14 protein-coding genes and 1 pseudogene are annotated in these 16,265 nt (G+C 66.7%); 6 read left to right on the top strand and 9 right to left on the bottom strand.

Annotation, left to right across the window (positions count from 1 at the left end; translation table 11 throughout):
- Nucleotides 1–121 precede the first annotated feature (121 nt).
- The 3 genes and pseudogenes from AC1DYI_RS00655 to AC1DYI_RS00645 form a co-directional block, all read left to right on the top strand.
- A pseudogene (locus AC1DYI_RS00655) lies at nucleotides 122–3,064 on the top strand (L-glutamate gamma-semialdehyde dehydrogenase); the annotation flags it as partial.
- Nucleotides 3,044–3,808, top strand: a complete 765-nt coding sequence (locus AC1DYI_RS00650; protein WP_477202180.1) for an aldehyde dehydrogenase family protein — start codon at nucleotides 3,044–3,046, stop codon at nucleotides 3,806–3,808. The pseudogene AC1DYI_RS00655 and the gene AC1DYI_RS00650, both read left to right, overlap by 21 nt.
- Nucleotides 3,809–3,920: 112 nt before the next feature.
- Nucleotides 3,921–4,463, top strand: coding sequence for a DUF3455 domain-containing protein (locus AC1DYI_RS00645; protein WP_477202139.1), 543 nt, complete (start codon nucleotides 3,921–3,923; stop codon nucleotides 4,461–4,463).
- 35 nt (nucleotides 4,464–4,498) lie between these two features.
- Here AC1DYI_RS00645 and AC1DYI_RS00640 read toward each other — a convergent pair whose 3' ends face one another.
- The 3 genes from AC1DYI_RS00640 to AC1DYI_RS00630 form a co-directional block, all read right to left on the bottom strand.
- Nucleotides 4,499–5,479 carry a Bug family tripartite tricarboxylate transporter substrate binding protein gene (locus tag AC1DYI_RS00640; RefSeq protein ID WP_477202138.1) on the bottom strand — a complete coding sequence of 327 codons (981 nt, stop codon included), beginning with the start codon at nucleotides 5,477–5,479 and terminating at the stop codon, nucleotides 4,499–4,501.
- An 87-nt stretch (nucleotides 5,480–5,566) separates the two neighbouring features.
- Nucleotides 5,567–6,691: a CsgG/HfaB family protein gene (locus AC1DYI_RS00635; protein ID WP_477202137.1), complete on the bottom strand. Its 1,125-nt coding sequence runs from the start codon at nucleotides 6,689–6,691 to the stop codon at nucleotides 5,567–5,569.
- A gap of 168 nt (nucleotides 6,692–6,859) precedes the next feature.
- Nucleotides 6,860–8,134 (bottom strand): Glu/Leu/Phe/Val family dehydrogenase, encoded by a 1,275-nt coding sequence (locus AC1DYI_RS00630; protein ID WP_477202136.1) that lies wholly within the window; start codon nucleotides 8,132–8,134, stop codon nucleotides 6,860–6,862.
- A gap of 182 nt (nucleotides 8,135–8,316) precedes the next feature.
- On the opposite strand from AC1DYI_RS00630, the gene proC reads away from it, so the two are divergent.
- Entirely contained in the window at nucleotides 8,317–9,144 is an 828-nt protein-coding gene (gene proC, locus AC1DYI_RS00625) for a pyrroline-5-carboxylate reductase (RefSeq protein ID WP_477202135.1), read from the top strand.
- A gap of 116 nt (nucleotides 9,145–9,260) precedes the next feature.
- Nucleotides 9,261–9,719 carry a DUF3617 domain-containing protein gene (locus tag AC1DYI_RS00620; protein WP_477202134.1) on the top strand — a complete coding sequence of 153 codons (459 nt, stop codon included), beginning with the start codon at nucleotides 9,261–9,263 and terminating at the stop codon, nucleotides 9,717–9,719.
- Nucleotides 9,720–9,759: 40 nt separating this feature from the next.
- Here the strand turns inward: AC1DYI_RS00620 and ubiA are convergent, their stop codons facing one another.
- A complete protein-coding gene (gene ubiA / locus AC1DYI_RS00615; protein WP_477202133.1) occupies nucleotides 9,760–10,683 on the bottom strand; it encodes a 4-hydroxybenzoate octaprenyltransferase in 924 nt (307 codons plus the stop codon).
- A 154-nt stretch (nucleotides 10,684–10,837) separates the two neighbouring features.
- On the opposite strand from ubiA, the gene AC1DYI_RS00610 reads away from it, so the two are divergent.
- Entirely contained in the window at nucleotides 10,838–11,875 is a 1,038-nt protein-coding gene (locus AC1DYI_RS00610) for an OmpA family protein (protein ID WP_477202132.1), read from the top strand.
- A gap of 21 nt (nucleotides 11,876–11,896) precedes the next feature.
- Here AC1DYI_RS00610 and AC1DYI_RS00605 read toward each other — a convergent pair whose 3' ends face one another.
- Genes AC1DYI_RS00605 through lnt form a run of 5 tightly spaced genes read right to left on the bottom strand, consistent with a single transcriptional unit; the run spans nucleotide 11,897 to nucleotide 16,055 of the window.
- Nucleotides 11,897–12,832, bottom strand: coding sequence for a hypothetical protein (locus AC1DYI_RS00605; RefSeq protein WP_477202131.1), 936 nt, complete (start codon nucleotides 12,830–12,832; stop codon nucleotides 11,897–11,899).
- Nucleotides 12,833–12,881: 49 nt separating this feature from the next.
- The gene (locus tag AC1DYI_RS00600) at nucleotides 12,882–13,310 is read right to left on the bottom strand and encodes a hypothetical protein (protein WP_477202130.1); all 429 of its coding nucleotides are present in this window, start codon (nucleotides 13,308–13,310) and stop codon (nucleotides 12,882–12,884) included.
- A complete protein-coding gene (locus tag AC1DYI_RS00595) occupies nucleotides 13,307–13,714 on the bottom strand; it encodes a hypothetical protein (protein ID WP_477202129.1) in 408 nt (135 codons plus the stop codon). Before AC1DYI_RS00595 ends, AC1DYI_RS00600 begins: the two co-directional genes overlap by 4 nt.
- On the bottom strand, nucleotides 13,711–14,466 hold the full coding sequence (locus AC1DYI_RS00590; RefSeq protein WP_477202128.1) for a TadE family protein: 756 nt from the start codon (nucleotides 14,464–14,466) through the stop codon (nucleotides 13,711–13,713). The genes AC1DYI_RS00595 and AC1DYI_RS00590 overlap by 4 nt, the downstream gene beginning before the upstream one ends.
- Nucleotides 14,463–16,055, bottom strand: coding sequence for an apolipoprotein N-acyltransferase (lnt, locus tag AC1DYI_RS00585; RefSeq protein ID WP_477202127.1), 1,593 nt, complete (start codon nucleotides 16,053–16,055; stop codon nucleotides 14,463–14,465). The genes AC1DYI_RS00590 and lnt overlap by 4 nt, the downstream gene beginning before the upstream one ends.
- Between the last annotated feature and the right edge of the window lie 210 nt (nucleotides 16,056–16,265).

Raw genomic sequence — 16,265 nt, 5'->3', positions numbered from 1 at the left:
GAATCTTTTTCAGGAATTGTCCGCGTAAGCTGCCAATCCTTCCAGTCAGGATTTCTACCGCCATGGGCCCCCGGCCGCTGAATCAGCGTGTTACGGCGGGGCTCGGCTTGAAAGCACCCTCATGAGCGCTGTTGCCACCTCGCCTACCCCGTTCGCCGTCCCCCCGGCCCGGGCCCGTCTGCCTTTCCCGTATGTGCGTGAGCACGAGGCGCTGCAGGCCGCGCGCCAGCGCCTGGATTCCGGGGCCGACTGGTCGGTGGTGGTGGCCCAGGCCAAACCCTGGGTCCAGGCGGTGCGCGACAAGCCGGCGCCGTTCTGGGCGATGGAGTCGCTGCTGAAGGAATACCCGATCTCCAGTGCCGAGGGGCTGGCGCTGATGCGGCTGGCCGAGGCACTGTTGCGTGTACCCGACGTTGAAACCGCGGTTGCGCTGACGGCCGATCAGCTGGGCCGGGCCGAATTCGATGGCGCCGACGGTTCGGGCGGCATGCTGGCCAGCCTGTCAGCGACCGCGATCGCGTTGTCGAAAAAGTTCTTGCCGGAAGCTGAAGAGGAGCCGGGTCTGCTGAAGCGCCTGGGCGCCCGCACGGTCGTGGCTGCCACGGTGCGGGCGATCCAGCTGCTGGGCCGCCAGTTCGTGCTCGGCCGCACGATCGGCGAGGCGATGGGCGAAGCCGCCGCGCAACGCCGCGAGCAGCCCAACCTGCGCTATTCGTACGACATGCTGGGCGAGGGCGCTCGCACCGAACACGACGCCGAGCGCTACCTGGCCTCGTACGCCAACGCGATCGATGTGATCGCGGCCACTGCCAGGGGCGCCGGCCCGGAGACCAGCGACGGCATCTCGATCAAGCTGTCGGCCTTGTTCTCGCGCTATGAAGACGCTCAGCGCGAGCGCGTGTTTGCCGAACTGCTGCCGCGCGTGTGGTCGCTGATCGAGCGCGCCGCGCCGGCGCAGTTGAACCTCACCATCGACGCCGAAGAGGTCGATCGCCTCGAGTTGTCGCTCGATGTGCTGGAGGCGCTGGCCGAGCGCATCGCCAAGACCTACCCGAAGTGGCGCGGCTTTGGCCTCGCGGTGCAGGCCTATCAGACCCGCGCGCTGGCGGTGGTCGACGAGGTCGCCGCGATCGCGCGCCGCCATGGGCTGGGCTTCATGGTCCGCCTGGTCAAGGGGGCGTACTGGGACGGCGAGGTCAAGCGCGCGCAGGAGCTGGGCCTGCCGGGCTACCCGGTCTATACCCGCAAGGCGCACACCGACGTCTCGTACCTGGCCTGCGCAAAGGCGCTGCTGGCACACCGCGACGTGATCTACCCGCAGTTCGCCACGCACAACGCCGGCACCATCGCGGCCATCGTCACGATGGCGCGCGATGCCGGTGCCGAGCCCGACACGCACTATGAAATGCAGCGCCTGCACGGCATGGGCGACGGCGTCTACCGCGAGGTGCTGAAGAACCCGCGCATGGCCTGTCGCGTCTACGCGCCAGTTGGCGAGCACCGCGACCTGCTGGCCTACCTGGTGCGCCGGCTGCTCGAAAACGGCGCCAACTCGTCGTTCGTGCACAAGCTGGCCGACCCGCGCGTCGCGCCGGAAGACCTGCTCGCTTCGCCGCTGGCAGAGGCCCATGCGGGTGCGCCGGAGGCGACCGAAGGGCTGCCGCTGCCGATCGACCTGTACGGCGAGAAGGGTGTCGTGCGACGGCTGAATTCGACCGGCGCCGACATCACCTGCCTGGCCCAGCGCGCCCCGCTGACGGCGGCCATCGCCGCGACCCATGTCGAGCCGGTGCCTGAAGCGACCCGCGGCGACATCGACAGCACGATGCAGCGCCTACAGCAGGGCTTTGCCGCGTGGAACGTGCGGCCCGCCGCCGAGCGCGCGGCGATCGTCCGCCGCGCTGGCGACCTACTCGACGCACGCCTGGCCGAGTACTGCGGCTTGCTGGTCAAAGAGGCCCACAAGACACTGGGTGACTGCGTGGCCGAGGTGCGCGAGGCGGTCGATTTCTGCCGCTACTACGCCGACCAGGTGGCGGCGCAGACAGAGGCCTCCAGCGGCCGTGGCGTTTTCGTCTGCATCAGCCCGTGGAACTTCCCGCTCGCGATCTTCGCCGGCCAGGTGGTGGCTGCTCTGGCCGCCGGCAACAGCGTGGCCGCCAAGCCGGCCGAACAGACGCCGGCAGTGGCCGCGCGCATGGTCGCGCTGCTGCACGAAGCTGGCGTGCCGGCCGATGCGCTGGCACTGCTGCATGGCCCCGGCGAAACCGTTGGCGCTGGTCTGGTGGCTGACGTGCGCACTGCGGGCGTCTGCTTCACCGGCTCGACCCAGGTGGCCCGCATCATCCAGCGCACGCTGGCCGACAAGGGCGGCGCACCGGTGCCGCTGATTGCCGAGACCGGCGGCCTGAACGCGATGATCGTCGACTCGACGGCGCTGCCCGAGCAAGTGGTCGACGCGGTGGTGCAAAGCGCCTTCCGCTCGGCCGGCCAGCGCTGCTCAGCGCTACGCCTGCTGTGCGTGCACGAAGGCATCGCCGATGGCGTGATCGAGATGATCAAGGGCGCGATGGCCGAGCTGCGCGTCGGCGATCCGTCGGAGCTCGCGACCGACGTCGGCCCGGTGATCGACGAAGAGGCCTTCCAGGGCATTGCCGGCCATGTGCAACGCCTGAAGCGCGAAGCCAAGCTGCTGGGTGAGACCAAGACCGATGCTGCGGCCTTCCCGCGCCTGGTGGCGCCGGCGGCGTTCGAGCTGAAGCGTGTGGCCGATCTGAAGAACGAGATCTTCGGCCCCGTGCTGCACGTGGTGCGTTGGGGCGGTGACCCCGAAGCCCTGGTGCGCGAAATCAACGCGCTGGGTTATGGCCTGACCTTTGGCATCCAGACCCGCATCGACAGCCGCGCCGAGCGACTGGCCAAGCTGGCCCAGATCGGTAACGTCTACGTCAACCGCAACATGATCGGCGCGGTCGTCGGCGTGCAGCCGTTCGGCGGCGAAGGCCTGTCGGGCACCGGCCCGAAGGCGGGCGGACCGAACTATGTGCTGCGCTTTGGTGCCGAGGCGGGCGCCCCGGCAGTCGCAGTGGACAGCGCTGAATCGACGCCCGCCGCAGCGCCGGCACCGGCTGCGATCGAGACTGCACGCCGCGCGGTGGATGGGCTGGTGGCCCAGCACGCTGTGTGGAGTGCAACGCCGCTGGCCGACCGAGCCAGCTGGCTGCGCAGCGCCGCTGACACCTTGGCCGCTTCCGACGCAGGCCTGGCGGCACGCTGGCGCACGCTGGCGGCGCAGGCCGAGACTCGGCTCGCCGCAAACACGCTGCCGGGCCCGACCGGCGAGAGCAATGAGCTGCGGCTGCATGGCCGCGGTGTCTTCGCCTTCATCGGTGGCGCTGCACCGGCGGCCGAGTTGGCCGCCGCCTTGGCCGCTGCACTGGTGGCCGGCAACACGGTGGCCTGGGTCGGCGACGAGGCCACGCTGGCCGCGGCGCGGCCTTGGCTGCACTTGCTGCAGCAAGCAGGCTTGCCCGGCGGTGCGCTGCAGACCTTGCCTGGCAGCGCAGAGACGCTGGGCACGGCGCTGGTGGCCGAGCGCCGCGTGGCGGGCGTCTGTGCGACCAGCGCCGACTGGCTGCCGCGCCTGGCCCGCCAACTGGCGGCGCAAGACGGCGCGATCGTGCCGCTGCTGGCCCTGCAGGAAGCGACCAGCGCGCGTCAGCTCTACCGCTTCTGCGCCGAGCAGACAGTGACGATCAACACCGCGGCCGCTGGCGGCAACGCGGCGCTGCTGGCAGGGCTGCACTGAGCATGTTCTTCGGCGGGCGCTGCGTCCAAACGCGCGCCCGCTCCGTAGGTGGCGACAAGCTGGCCCGAAGTCGCAGGCCGGCTGACCTCATTCACCCCGACGGAGATTCCCGATGACCCACTCTGCTCACCTGACCACTGTGATGGCCGCTGTCGCGACCGCTGGCCTGATCAGCGCCTGCAGCACCACGACACCACCCGCCCCCACCATCCCCGATGCCTTGCAGGCCCCAGCCGGCGAACGCCTGCTCGAGGTCGTGGCTGCTCGCGGTGTGCAGATCTACGAGTGCCGCGCCAAGGCAGGCGCCGCCGGCAACGAATGGGCCTTCGTAGCGCCCGAGGCCGAGTTGCTCGATGCGCAGGGTAAACAAGTCGGCAAGCACTACGCGGGCCCGCACTGGGAAGCCACCGACGGCAGCCGCATCAAGGGCAGCGTGAAGGCCAAGGCCGACGCGCCGCAAGCCGGTGCGATCCCCTGGTTGCTGCTGAGCACGCAGACGGCCGGGCCAGCGGGCCGCTATGCGGGTGTCACCAGCATCCAGCGCATTCGCACGGTGGGTGGTGTCGCGCCCGCGGCGGCTTGCGCGGCCGACGAACTGGGCCACCAGGCCAAGGTGCCGTACACCGCCGACTACCGGCTGTTCGTCAAAGCCTGAGAGATCCCGGCCGGGTCAGCGTCGAGCGAGGCGGCTCAATCGAGCTTGACGCCGATCTTCGTGATGATCGGTGCCCAGCGCTTTTGCTCGGCCTCGACCAGGTGTTTGAGATCGGCGGCGCTACCGCCCACCGGCGTCAGTCCCTGGTTGTCGAGCGCTGTCCGCACCGCGCTGTCGGCCAACAGCGCATTGACATCGGCATTGATCTTCGCGATCACTGGGGCCGGCGTCGCGGCCGGCACGAACAGACCGTTCCACGCCATCGACTCGACCGCCTTGTAGCCCGCCGAGGCCAACGTCGGCAGCTCCTTCATCGACTCGACCGGCTGCGCGCTGCTGAGCGCGATCAGCCGCACCTTGCCCGACTTCACGTGCGGCAGCAGCGCCGGCGCGACCATGAAGGTGGCGTCGACATCACCCTGCGCGACCGCCAGCGCCGCCGGCGGCGAGCCGTTGTACGGGATGTGCGTGCCCTTCAGCCCGGCCTCGGCCATGAACAGCTCCATCGTCAGGTGAGCCGAGCTGCCGTTGCCGAGCGACGCGTAGTTCATCGCGCCGTTGCCGGCCTTGGCCCAATCGACGAATTCCTTGACCGTTTTGGCCGGCACCTTGGCGGCATTGACCGCCAGCACATTGGGCTGCGAAGTCGTCATCACGACCGGCGCCAAGTCCTTGGCCGCGTCGTAGGGGACCTTGCTGTAGAGAAAGGGCGCGAAGGCGATCGGGCCATTGAACGACAGCACCATCGTGTGGCCGTCCGGCGCGGCCTTGGCCGCGATGTCGGTGCCCAGCATGCCGCCGGCGCCGGGCTTGTTGTCGACCACCACCGGCTGTCCCCAGCGCTCGGCCAGGCGGTCGCTGAGCAGGCGGGCGATGTTGTCCAGCGAACTGCCGGCGGGTGCCGGCACGACGATCCTCACCGGCTTGCTGGGCCAGGTCTCGCTCTGCGCGCACAGTGGGGCAGCCAGCGCGGTGGCCAGCGGCAGCCACAAGAGCAGGGAACGGCGTGTCGTCATGTCAGTCCTTCAAGGCAACGGCGCGCCGATTGTTCCGCAAACAAAAAGGCCACCCGAAGGTGGCCAGTGATTCCGCTAACGCAGCGCTTACTGCTTGCGGCCGTTAAAGTTGCCTTGGCTGCGGCCGGTGCCCATGCGCCAGGTGCCGACGACTGCGCCGCTGTTCGGGTCGATCACGCCGGTGAATTGCGACGCGCCCGCCTGGCCGCTTCCGGCCATCACCAGCGAACCGTTGGAATTGGCCATGCCGGTGACGGTGAAGCTGGCACCGGCGGACGATTGACCGACGCCGGTGATGCGGCCGTCGTTGCCGATCATGATCGAGAACACGCCCTGCTGGCCGCCGCTGTACTGGCCCGAGAAGGCGCCGATCAGCGTGGCGGGCAGTGCACCGCCGGCTTGCTGCGGCTGGATCGCGGCCATCGCCGCGGGCGAAGGCTGGCCGACCGAGCCGCTGCCGGTCGCGGCAATCGACTGCGAGGCGTTCTGCACCGACGCCTGCGAGGTGTTGCGGATCAGCTGCGGCTTGCTGCGGATCTGCTGGACGATCTTGTTGAAGTTGTCCAACAGGCTGGCCGCGATCAGCTTGCCTTCGGGCGTCTTGGTGTAGCCGCCGGCCGATGCCCAGCCCAAATTGCCCCAGCCCCAGGCGTCGACACTGAAATCCATCTTGGTGGCCTTGCCTTCGGCGCTGGCCACCTGGATGCCCGAGCGCACGTCGGCCACGAGCAGCGTGGTTTCGGCTTCCTTGAATTTCACGCCACCCGCCACGCTGCTGAGCTGGCCTAGCACTCCGCCTGCCCGGCTGAGCAGGTTGCTCACGGAGCCGCCGACACCGCCGGATTCGTCGCTGAACTGCACCGCAGGAGTCATCACGAAGTCGGCCGCCTGCATCTGGCCGCCGCCGATGTTCGAGCCCTGCTGCAACTGTCCGCCCGCTGCCAGCGAGCGTTCCTGTTGCAGGTTTTGCATGGCCGCGCCGCGTTCGACGACGGCGAAGCAGCCCGACTCCTGCGCGATCATGCGCAGCATCGTGCTCGGCGAGCCCAGCTTGTAATAGGACAGCCGCGTGAGCATGTAGTCCTGCACCTCCGAGACTGCCAGGCTGCCCATTTCACGATCGCAGTGTTCGACCGTGGGTTGCGAGTTTCCAGCCCAGGCGGCGTTCGCCACGAGCAGCAAGGTGCCGAGCGATGTCAGGCGTAGTTTCATCAGGACTCCCATCCGTGGAGGATCTTCAAAAAGACGCAAGCCGGGCGCGGGCCCGGCTTGACGCACCGGCCGAGCCACTGGACGAGTCCAGGCCCGGCAAGGCTGCAACGCGAAGTCTAGCGCCGCCGATGACAGCGACTGCGCTGACCCCCCAAGTTCAGGGGTGCATCACGGATACAGACCGCGCTCTTCGCGCGCGGCCAGGATGCGCTCGCAAGCGACCGCGAAGGTTGCGGTGCGCAGGGTGATCTGGTGCTGGTCGGCCACGTCCCAGATGCGCTTCAGGGCGCCGACCATGATCTTGTCCAACCGCAGGTTGATCTCGTCTTCGGTCCAGAAGAAGCTGGAGAAGTCCTGCACCCACTCGAAGTAACTGACGGTCACACCACCGGCGTTGCAGATCACGTCCGGCACGACCAGGATGTTGCGGTCGGCCAGGATGTCGTCGGCGGCCGGCACGGTCGGGCCGTTGGCGCCTTCGAGCACCAGCTTGGCGCTGGTGCGACGGGCGCGGTCGGCCGTCATCTGGCCTTCGAGCGCGGCGGGGATCAGGATGTCGACCTTGACGTCCCAGAACTCCTCGTTGCCCATCGGCTCGCTGCCCTTGAAGCCGGCGACACCGCCGGTGGCCTTCACGTGCGGGATCAGCTCGGCCAGGTCGAAGCCGCTGCCGTTGTAGATCGAGCCGGTGTGGTCTTGCGCCGCGACGATCTTCGAGCCCGCTTGCGCGAACAGCTCGGCGGCCGACGAGCCGACGTTGCCGAAGCCCTGGATCGCGACCTTGGCGCCGTTCAGGTCCAGGTTGATGCGGCGGGCGGCTTCACGGCCGGTGACGAACACGCCGCGGCCGGTGGCCTTGACGCGGCCGAGCGAGCCACCGAGGTGGATCGGCTTGCCGGTCACGACGCCGGTGGCGGTGGCGCCGACGTTCATCGAGTACGTATCCATCATCCACGCCATGATCTGCGGGTTGGTGTTCACGTCCGGTGCCGGGATGTCCTGCTGCGGGCCGATGATGATGCCGATCTCGCTGGTGTAGCGACGCGTCATGCGCTCCAGCTCCTTGTTCGACAGCAGTTTCGGGTCGACGCGGATGCCGCCCTTGGCGCCGCCGTACGGCAGGTTCACTGCGGCGTTCTTGATGCTCATCCAGGCCGACAGCGCCATCACTTCTTCGAGCGTGACGTCGGGGTGGTAGCGCACGCCGCCCTTGCCCGGGCCGCGCGACATGTTGTGCTGCACGCGGTAGCCCTCGAAGTGGGCGACGGTGCCGTTGTCCAGCTCGATGGGGATGTCGACGATCAGCGCGCGCTTCGGGCGCTTGAGCGTGTCGACCCAGCGAGCCAGATGGCCCAGGTAAGGCGTGACGCGGTCAACCTGCGACAGGTAGGTGCCCCAGGGACTGTCGGCGGTCGGGTGGACAAAGGAAAGCGGGCTGGACATTTCTCGTGGACTCCAAGATGTGAATACAGCGGTGGCTCACCTCGTGAGTCAGCCGCCACAGCATGGGTCGGCACTCTAGTGAAGAGAGGGCTGAATTTGTCTCGGAGCTGCATGCATTGTTTGCATAACCCCATCCGCATCTGCTCATGTGTACAGGGCGCGGGACCTCTACACTGCCGGCCATGACGGCAAACCTCACCTCTGCGACCATCGCTTTCATCGGCGGCGGCAACATGGCTTCGGCGTTGATCGGCGGGCTGATCCAGTCGGGCCACGCGCCTTCCGCGATCCATGTGATCGAACCCTTCGCGGCCCAGGCCGAGAAGCTGCGCCAACAGTTCGGCGTGGTGGTCGAAGTGGCGGCGAGCCCTGCGTTGGCGAACGCCACGTTGGTGGTGTGGGCGGTCAAGCCGCAGCTGTTCAAAGAGGCCGCGCAGCCGTGTGCCGCGTATGTGAAAGGTGCGCTGCAGCTGTCGGTGATGGCTGGCATTCGCAACTCAGCGATCGCAGAGGCCACTGGCAGTACCCACGTCGTGCGCACGATGCCCAACACGCCGGCGCTGATCGGCCGCGGCATGTCGGGTCTGTATGCGAGCGATGCGGTGACCGCAGACGAGCGCGCCGGCGTCGAACAATTGCTGGCTCCGACAGGCGAGCTGCTGTGGGTCGAGCGTGAAGAGCAGCTGGACGCGGTGACCGCGTTGTCCGGCTCCGGCCCTGCCTATGTCTTCTATTTCGTCGAGGCGATGATGCGCGCGGGTAACGAGTTAGGTTTGACCGCCGACCAGGCGCGCCGCTTGGCCGTCGGAACGTTCGCTGGCGCCGCGGCGCTGGCCGCGCAAAGCAGCGAATCGCCGGCGGTGCTGCGGCAGAACGTGACCTCCAAAGGTGGCACCACCCACGCTGCGATCACGACGCTGGACGAGTACGGCGTGATGGATGCGTTCGTGCAGGCGCTACACGCCGCCGCGCGACGCGCCAAGGAACTCGGCGACGAGTTTGGTGCCTGAGTCGGTGGACTTGGCGCTCTGCCGTTACCTGTCGACACCTCCGGCGGCTCAGCCCTGTGCACCATAGGTGCGCAACGCGCGTTTGAACACTGTTTACGACACCCGGAGAACTTCGCATGTACACCACGAAACGACTCGCTTTGCTGACTGCTGCGCTGACGCTCGCCGCCGCGGCGCACGCCGAGAATCCCAAGCCCGGCCAATGGAGCCGGCAGTCCTCGATCTCGGCCGACGGCCAGCATTGGAAGCCGTTCCCGGCGAGCCAGGGATGCCTGACCCCGGCCGATGCCGGCCAGAGCATTGAGCAGACATTGCAGAAGATGGTGTCGCAGGTGGCCCAGTCCGGCTGCCGCGCACTGGATGTGAAGGCTGAAGGGGGCAAGGCGAGCGGCCGCTTCGAGTGCCAGCAGCCCAACGGCACGGGAACGGTGGATGTGCAAGCCACCTACAGCAGCGATCGCTACGAGATGACGATGGTCGGGACCAACCTGGCCGATCGCAATGGCAGCGGCGTCGTCGTGCCAAAGATCTACATGAAGCACGAAGGACGCAACATCGGCGCCTGCACAGGCTGACGCTGCAACGCGTCTGACGGGATCGCGCCTCGCGGCGCGGTCAGATGCGCGCCAGCGCTACCGCCGTGCCCGCGAACACCGCGAAGCCGACCCAGTGGTTCAGCCGGAAAGCCTTGAAGCAGCCGTCACGTGAGCGCTCGCGTATCAGCGTGTAGTGCCACGCGGCCTGCGCGCCGCCGACGGCGATGCCAGCCCAGACCAGCTTCGGCACGCCCAGGCGTGTCGTGACCCAGCCCCAGCTGACGAGATAGACCACGTAGAACGCCATCACCGCGGCCACGTCATAACGACCAAGTGTGATGGCCGAGGTCTTGATGCCGATCCGCAGGTCGTCGTCGCGGTCAACCATCGCGTATTCGGTGTCGTAGGCCAACACCCAGAACAGGTTGATCGCCAGCAGACACCATGCGTGCCATGGCACCGCGTTGCCAACGGCCGCGATGTTCCAGAACTGGCTGCCCTGCACCGCCGCGAACGCCATCGGAATGCCAAAACTGAACGCCACGCCCAGCACCGCCTGCGGCATCGAAACGAAGCGCTTGGCATACGGGTAGGCGATGGCCACCGCCAGCGCCAGGACTGACAGCAAGATGGTCGGCGGGTTGGTCGTCAGCACCAGTCCGAAGGCTAGCAGCGCAAGCACCGCGCCCAGCCCCAGCGCTTCTTTTACCGGCAAGGCGCCGCTGGTCACCGGCCGGTTCGCGGTGCGCTTCACATACTTGTCGAACTCGCGGTCGGCCACGTCGTTGACACAGCAGCCGGCGCTGCGCATCAGGATCGTGCCGAGCACGAAGACGATCACCAGATGCCAGCCCGGGAAGCCGTCTGCCGCGATCCACAGCGCGGCAAGCGAGGGCCACAACAGCAGCAACCAACCGGCGGGACGGTTCCAGCGGATGAGGTCGAGGTACAGGGCCAGGCGCGAGCGGGGCGCTGTCGTGGTGGGCGAAGAAGCAGTGGCCATCACGGATGATTGTCGCGCCGCAGGGGAAGCGTCGCGTCGATCACGAGGCAGCGGCAATGTTACGTCTTGAGTCGTATCCGGACCCTCACGTCATCGACACTCTTTGGTGCTGCGTTGGGCGAAATGCCATGACGTCTTTTGAGACTGGACCAACATGAAATCGAACACTTTGTGCAAACGACTCGCGGTGTTGCCGTTGATGATCGCGGCCACCTGCGCGCAGGCGGCCGACGTGCCCTGGGGCACCGACATTGCCGAAGGCAAGGACCACTCCCTGATTCGTCGCTTTGACGGTGCCTGGCTGGTGGGGTACCGCCAGGAGGCCTGGACGCAAGTCCAGTTGCCCTCTGGCCCCGCCTTGGCCGGCAGCGACAAGCTCGCCGAAGTCCGTCCACTGGAGGGGCAGGTCACGCGCCTGGTCTACCTTGCGCCGAAGGGCAAGAGCCCGTTGGAGGTATGGCGCAACCACGAGCAGGCCTTCACAGCCGCCGGATTCAAGAAGGAATTCAGCTGCGAATCCAGCTGCGACAAGCTTTACTGGGCCTGGAACCGGCACCTGCAGCCCTTCGAGGGCCTGCACTGGCTGCCGGGGGCGTTCATTCCTGCGGGCCAGGGCGGTGGCAAGTTCAACGTGACGTCGGCGACAGGTTCGAGCAGGGGCATGTTCTGGAGCGGCTCGGCACTTCGTGGTGGGCAGCCGACCCACGTGGTGATGTACGCCACCGATGCGGTGAACGACAAGACGAACATCGCGGCGGTCTTCCTGGAGATCGTCGAGCCGAAGGCCATGGCCACCGGGCAGGTCGTCGTGGCTGACGCGACGACGCTGCAGACCGGCCTCAAGGCCGAAGGGAGGGCGACGCTTGGCGGTTTGTTGTTCGACACCGGCAAGGCAGAACTGAAGCCCGAGTCCAAGCCTCAGCTCGAGGCCTTGGCGGCCGCATTGAAGGCTCAGCCTGCCTGGAAGGTCTTCATCGTCGGCCACACCGACAACGTCGGCGCGCTCGAGGCGAACCTGTCGTTGTCCCAGCAGCGCGCGCAGGCGGTTGTGGCTGCATTGAGTGCTGCGCCGTATGGCATCGACGGCAAGCGCCTCCTGGCCAAGGGGGTCGCGAACCTGGTGCCCGTGGCCGCGAACGAGGACGACGCCGGGCGGGCCCGCAACCGTCGCGTCGAGATGGTGCTGCAGTAAAGGACGGCGCCGAGCGCTTGTCTACCTGAGGCTCAAGTGCTGGCGCAGCGGCGAGCCGTTGCGCCAGAGCCGATGTTCGGCGAGGTAGTGCACCCAGGTGATCCAGAGCAGCACGTAGTAGGGCGTTCCGGCCAGCGCCAGGATGAGCATCAGCACAGAGGCAAGGGGCCACAGCCACCAACCCGGCTGCCGCACGCCGGGCAGCGTCCACTTGAAAAAGAGATTCTGACGAGGCTGTAGCCGCTCGCGGGCGTTGGCCAGACCGCCATACACCATGAAGGCCGTCACGTCGTGCACGCAGCGGAAGAGCCAGATGCCCAGGAGCGGATAGCCGAGGATCACCGCCGCCCAGCCGATGGCTGCAGTGCCTTGCATGGCCAGCAGCGCGCGGATGTCCCCTTGCCTGCTGCGGCCACGCCAGGCCAGCCATGTGCCGAACGGAAACGAAGCCGCCAGCAGGACGCCGGCTCCCTGGAGCCAGAGTCCGGGCGCGTCGGTGGCCGGCGACAGGGCCTCGCCGCCAATCGCTACCGCGGTCGCGCAGGCCGCCAGCGACAGCGTCCACCGCCAGCCCATGATGACCACGGGCGCGCAAACTCCGAACAGCCTGGCCTGCCCGACGGCCAACCCCGTCTGTTGGCCCACCACGTGGACCATGGTGGTCGCAATCACGATGGCAGGGCCCCATCGGGTGTCCATGAACGGCACCACCAGCGCGGTGCCGAGCGCTGCGCGCCAAAGCGCGGGCCGCAAGATGGGCCAGCACGCTCGGGCCAGTGTCTTGTCGCCGAAGCTGAAGAAGCTGGCGAGCACGTGGGGCACGCCGAACACCAGGCCGTAGACAGGCCATGACGCAGCACTGGTCGACAGCGTTTCCTGCCACAGGCCGCGCTGCCACGCCTGATCGAACAGGATGAGCATCAGCGCGAACGGTGCAGCCGCGTAGACGGCCAGCAACTGCTGCCGAGTGGGCGCGGAAGGCGCCGTCTCAAAAGTCATCGAGGCATCAGTGAGACGAAACGCCTACGCGGGCCAGTTCCTGGCGCAACGCCGCGACGTCGGCACGGCTGCGGGTCAGCGCAGCAGCCCCTTCCGGGGTATTCGATTGGCGGGCGAGATCATTGGATCGGCTCAGTTCGCGCTGAAGCTCGGCTTCGAGGATGCGTCGACGGTCGTCGGCCCCTTCGTCCAGCCGCACGCTCACGACCGGGCGATGCTGAGCGCCTGCCTCAGCCAGAGCCGGACTGGCGCGCGCGGCACCCGTGCGCGGGCTGCAACTCGATGGTGCAGCCGCCACGCCGCCGACGATCATCTCTACCGTTCCCGTGCGGCAGACGCTCAATCCCTCGGCCTTTTGAGCGAGCGCGGCCGCTGGCGACAGCCAACCCATCGTGCAGCAGACCGCCATGGCGGTCATGTGCAGGCGGGCCTTCATTGCTTGACTTTGTTGGTGACGAGCACTTCAGTCAAGCGACCCATGTCGTCTTCGATGGTGATCGGTGAGTTCTCCATGCAGAAGCCGTTGATGAAGTAAATCGTGAAGGCATCACCGCTGTTGCGGAGCTCCTTCTTGTCCGTCACGATCCCATCCGGGATCGAGATGGCCAGCTTGTACGGTGGCTGGCCGCCGTAAACGTGAATATCGGGCCCTTTGCCGACGGCGCATTGGTTCTGCAGGCCTTCGACAATCACCACATTGGGCGTGGCGACCAGGTTGTCTTTATCGCCCGACTCATTGCCGCCCCCTCCACACCCCGCCAGAGTGGCAGCGAGAATCACAGGCGCCACGCGCATGGCGGCTTTCATTGCATTCAACAATTTCTTCTCCAGAAAAATCACGATTTCTTCTCGGCGCGAGATTGCATCTCGATGATGGCAAAGGTCTCGATGGGGATGAACCCCATGCTGTAGTAGCGCAGGCATTCCTGCGAAGCGGGGCCGAAGAGCGCTTGCCAGAAGCTCACGTTGCCGTAGGCCTCGACGCCGATCGTGCCGCCGCACATCACACGAGTCACGACGCCCGCCATCAACGGCACTTTCAGTTCGTACGGATAGACGACCCTGATCTTCAGCAGGTTGGCGTCGCGGATGTTCAGGTTCGACTTGGTGCCGACCGTCAATGAGCGATGTTCCAGGTTGTCGTTGGGGATGTAGGTCACCCCTGCCTTCGAATCCTTGAGGCCAAAGTCGGTGAAGGCTTCAGGCGAAGGATTGAGGATCTCGACCTTCGGTCGCGCCAGCATCAAGTGATCGAGGTCGAGGTATGTCTTTTCGTAGGCCAATTTCGCCTTGGCGACACGCTTGGCGAAGTTCGTCTCGGTGCTGTCCTGGTAGAACGGACTCGTGTTGCGCAGTAGCTCGTTCTCAATGATGTCCAGGTTGGCGTTATGCAATGACCCTTGCCTGGCCGCCATGAACGTCGCGTTGTTCAAGGTCAGCTTGGCCATGTAGACCATGCCGGTCTGGATCAGCCCGAGCACGAACAAGGTCGCCAGCGGAAAGACGATCACGAACTCGATCAGAGAAACGCCTCGCATGTGCGAGAGGCGGCGATAGGCGCGCGCGCGCAGGCGCAATGGGTGATGGGTCATGATGGCGTGTCGAGCGAAGGGGGTGGGGAAGGCCAGAACAGGCTGGCGACGCAGCAAAGTGCAAGCAACACCAGCGGCGCCCAGGCAAGCAAGGGGCCGAAGCTTGTATAGGGCGTGATGCCGGTCGTGGGCGTGATTGCGACCTCGCCCGATGCATGGTCATGCGTCAGCAGAGAAGTCACCTCGCCCGAAGGCGACACGAGCATCGATGGCCCGGCCTGGCTGACGCGCAGCAAGGGCTTGCCCGTCTCCATCGCGCGCAGGCGGCCCAGCGTGATCATCTGGCCTCGGTACAGATCGCTGTCGATCCACGAGTCGCTGGAGAGATTGGCCAGCCAGTTGGCGTTCGCGGCGCGCTCGATCATCGTCAACGGAAAGGCGAGCTCGTGGCAGATCGACGCGCCGATGATGCTGCCGTCGGCGAACAGCACCTGCGAATACTCCGGCGGGCTGGGATGTTGGCCCTCGCTGGTGTCGTTGAAGAGCCGCGCGTAGACCGGCCCCAGGGTCTGCGCCCAAGGCAGGTATTCACCACCGGGCACCAACCGTTCCTTGCCATACACCGATGACCGGTCCGGCGAGATCTGGACTGCAGCGTTGATCAAGTGAATGCCATCGTCTTCGCGGACCGGAAATGGCATGCCGATGAGCAGATGCTGGCCAGCCTTGCGGGCCCGGCGAACCAGATCACCCCAGCGACCGGAGGTTTCGCGCGGCGGAGGCAGCAGGAAGAAACTCTCGGAGGTGACGATGACGCTGCCGCGGCGGGATCTGGCAATGGCCTGCTCGAGTTGTTCCAGCCCGTGATCGCGGTCTTGCACGGTCCATTGCTTGTTCTGCGCCGCAGGTGCCGGCACCGCCACCGCCGCGACGGAGGTGGTCATCTCCGCGGTCCACGACTTGGCAGGCCAGAACCCCGCGACGATCGAGATCGCAGCCGCCGCGCCCAGATACCACATGGGCAGCCGCCTGGCGCCGGACAGGGCGTGCCACGCAGCGAGCGCCAGGCATGTGCATGCAGCCCACAGGACCAGCGCCCACCCCGCGCCGCCGAGGACCGGTATCAGGGCGTGGGCGCCGGGCACGTCGACAGCCAGGGTGGACAGACCGGCGTAGCCGCTGCCCCACCAACTCGTCTGACGCAAAGTTTCAGTGCATGCCAGCGTCAGACCGAAGCGCCAAGCCAACCAGCCTGGCGAGCGACCCCATGCCCTCGGACCCACGCGCCCGGCCCAGCCCAGCAGACCCCAACATATAAGTAACGGGACAATCTGGAAGGCAAGCAGAACGGCCAGCACGAGCGACTGCCACCATATCTGATGGGCGCCATCACGAACCGCGAGGGCCACCCAACCCATGCCGGCGAGTTGCCAGGCGATCCACGACAGTGCAACGCAGAGCCAGCCCAGGCCTTCTGATCGCCGCGTCAGCGCGATGACCGAAAAGACGAGGCCGGTGATGGCCAGGCCCGTGCACCACCATGGCGCAACAGCTGCGGCGCTCCATCCCAGCACCATGGCGGCAGCGACAGCGGTGGCCAGGAAGAAGCCCGCAGCACTGAAGGCATGCGAGTCGACGAGGTGATGCAAAGATGCATCTCGTCTTTCTGAACCTGCGTGCACGAACGCTTGCGACACCACTCCCTGCCGTTCTATTGACTAATTGGCGCGCGAGTCTCGTAGGCTTCGCTGGAGCGATCAAGCCCTAACAGCTTGATTCGTTACATGGTGGCCACGTGTTTACTTCATGTTGCACTAATCCTAGGGTTAGGGGATGTGCGTTCTTGGCACCCCTCGTAA

It is taken from the genome of Ideonella sp. P3_A4 (assembly GCF_056403075.1).
This window is presented reverse-complemented; position numbering and strand designations above follow the sequence as displayed.

Bases quoted from the DNA above. Each gene is read 5' to 3' on its own strand.
- proC (WP_477202135.1), top strand. From the start codon at position 8,317: ATGACGGCAAACCTCACCTCTGCGACCATCGCTTTCATCGGCGGCGGC.
- AC1DYI_RS00645 (WP_477202139.1), top strand. From the start codon at position 3,921: ATGACCCACTCTGCTCACCTGACCACTGTGATGGCCGCTGTCGCGACC.
- AC1DYI_RS00600 (WP_477202130.1), bottom strand. From the start codon at position 13,310: ATGAAGGCCCGCCTGCACATGACCGCCATGGCGGTCTGCTGCACGATG.
- ubiA (WP_477202133.1), bottom strand. From the start codon at position 10,683: ATGGCCACTGCTTCTTCGCCCACCACGACAGCGCCCCGCTCGCGCCTG.
- AC1DYI_RS00590 (WP_477202128.1), bottom strand. From the start codon at position 14,466: ATGACCCATCACCCATTGCGCCTGCGCGCGCGCGCCTATCGCCGCCTC.
- AC1DYI_RS00635 (WP_477202137.1), bottom strand. From the start codon at position 6,691: ATGAAACTACGCCTGACATCGCTCGGCACCTTGCTGCTCGTGGCGAAC.
- AC1DYI_RS00640 (WP_477202138.1), bottom strand. From the start codon at position 5,479: ATGACGACACGCCGTTCCCTGCTCTTGTGGCTGCCGCTGGCCACCGCG.
- AC1DYI_RS00630 (WP_477202136.1), bottom strand. From the start codon at position 8,134: ATGTCCAGCCCGCTTTCCTTTGTCCACCCGACCGCCGACAGTCCCTGG.
- AC1DYI_RS00610 (WP_477202132.1), top strand. From the start codon at position 10,838: ATGAAATCGAACACTTTGTGCAAACGACTCGCGGTGTTGCCGTTGATG.
- AC1DYI_RS00620 (WP_477202134.1), top strand. From the start codon at position 9,261: ATGTACACCACGAAACGACTCGCTTTGCTGACTGCTGCGCTGACGCTC.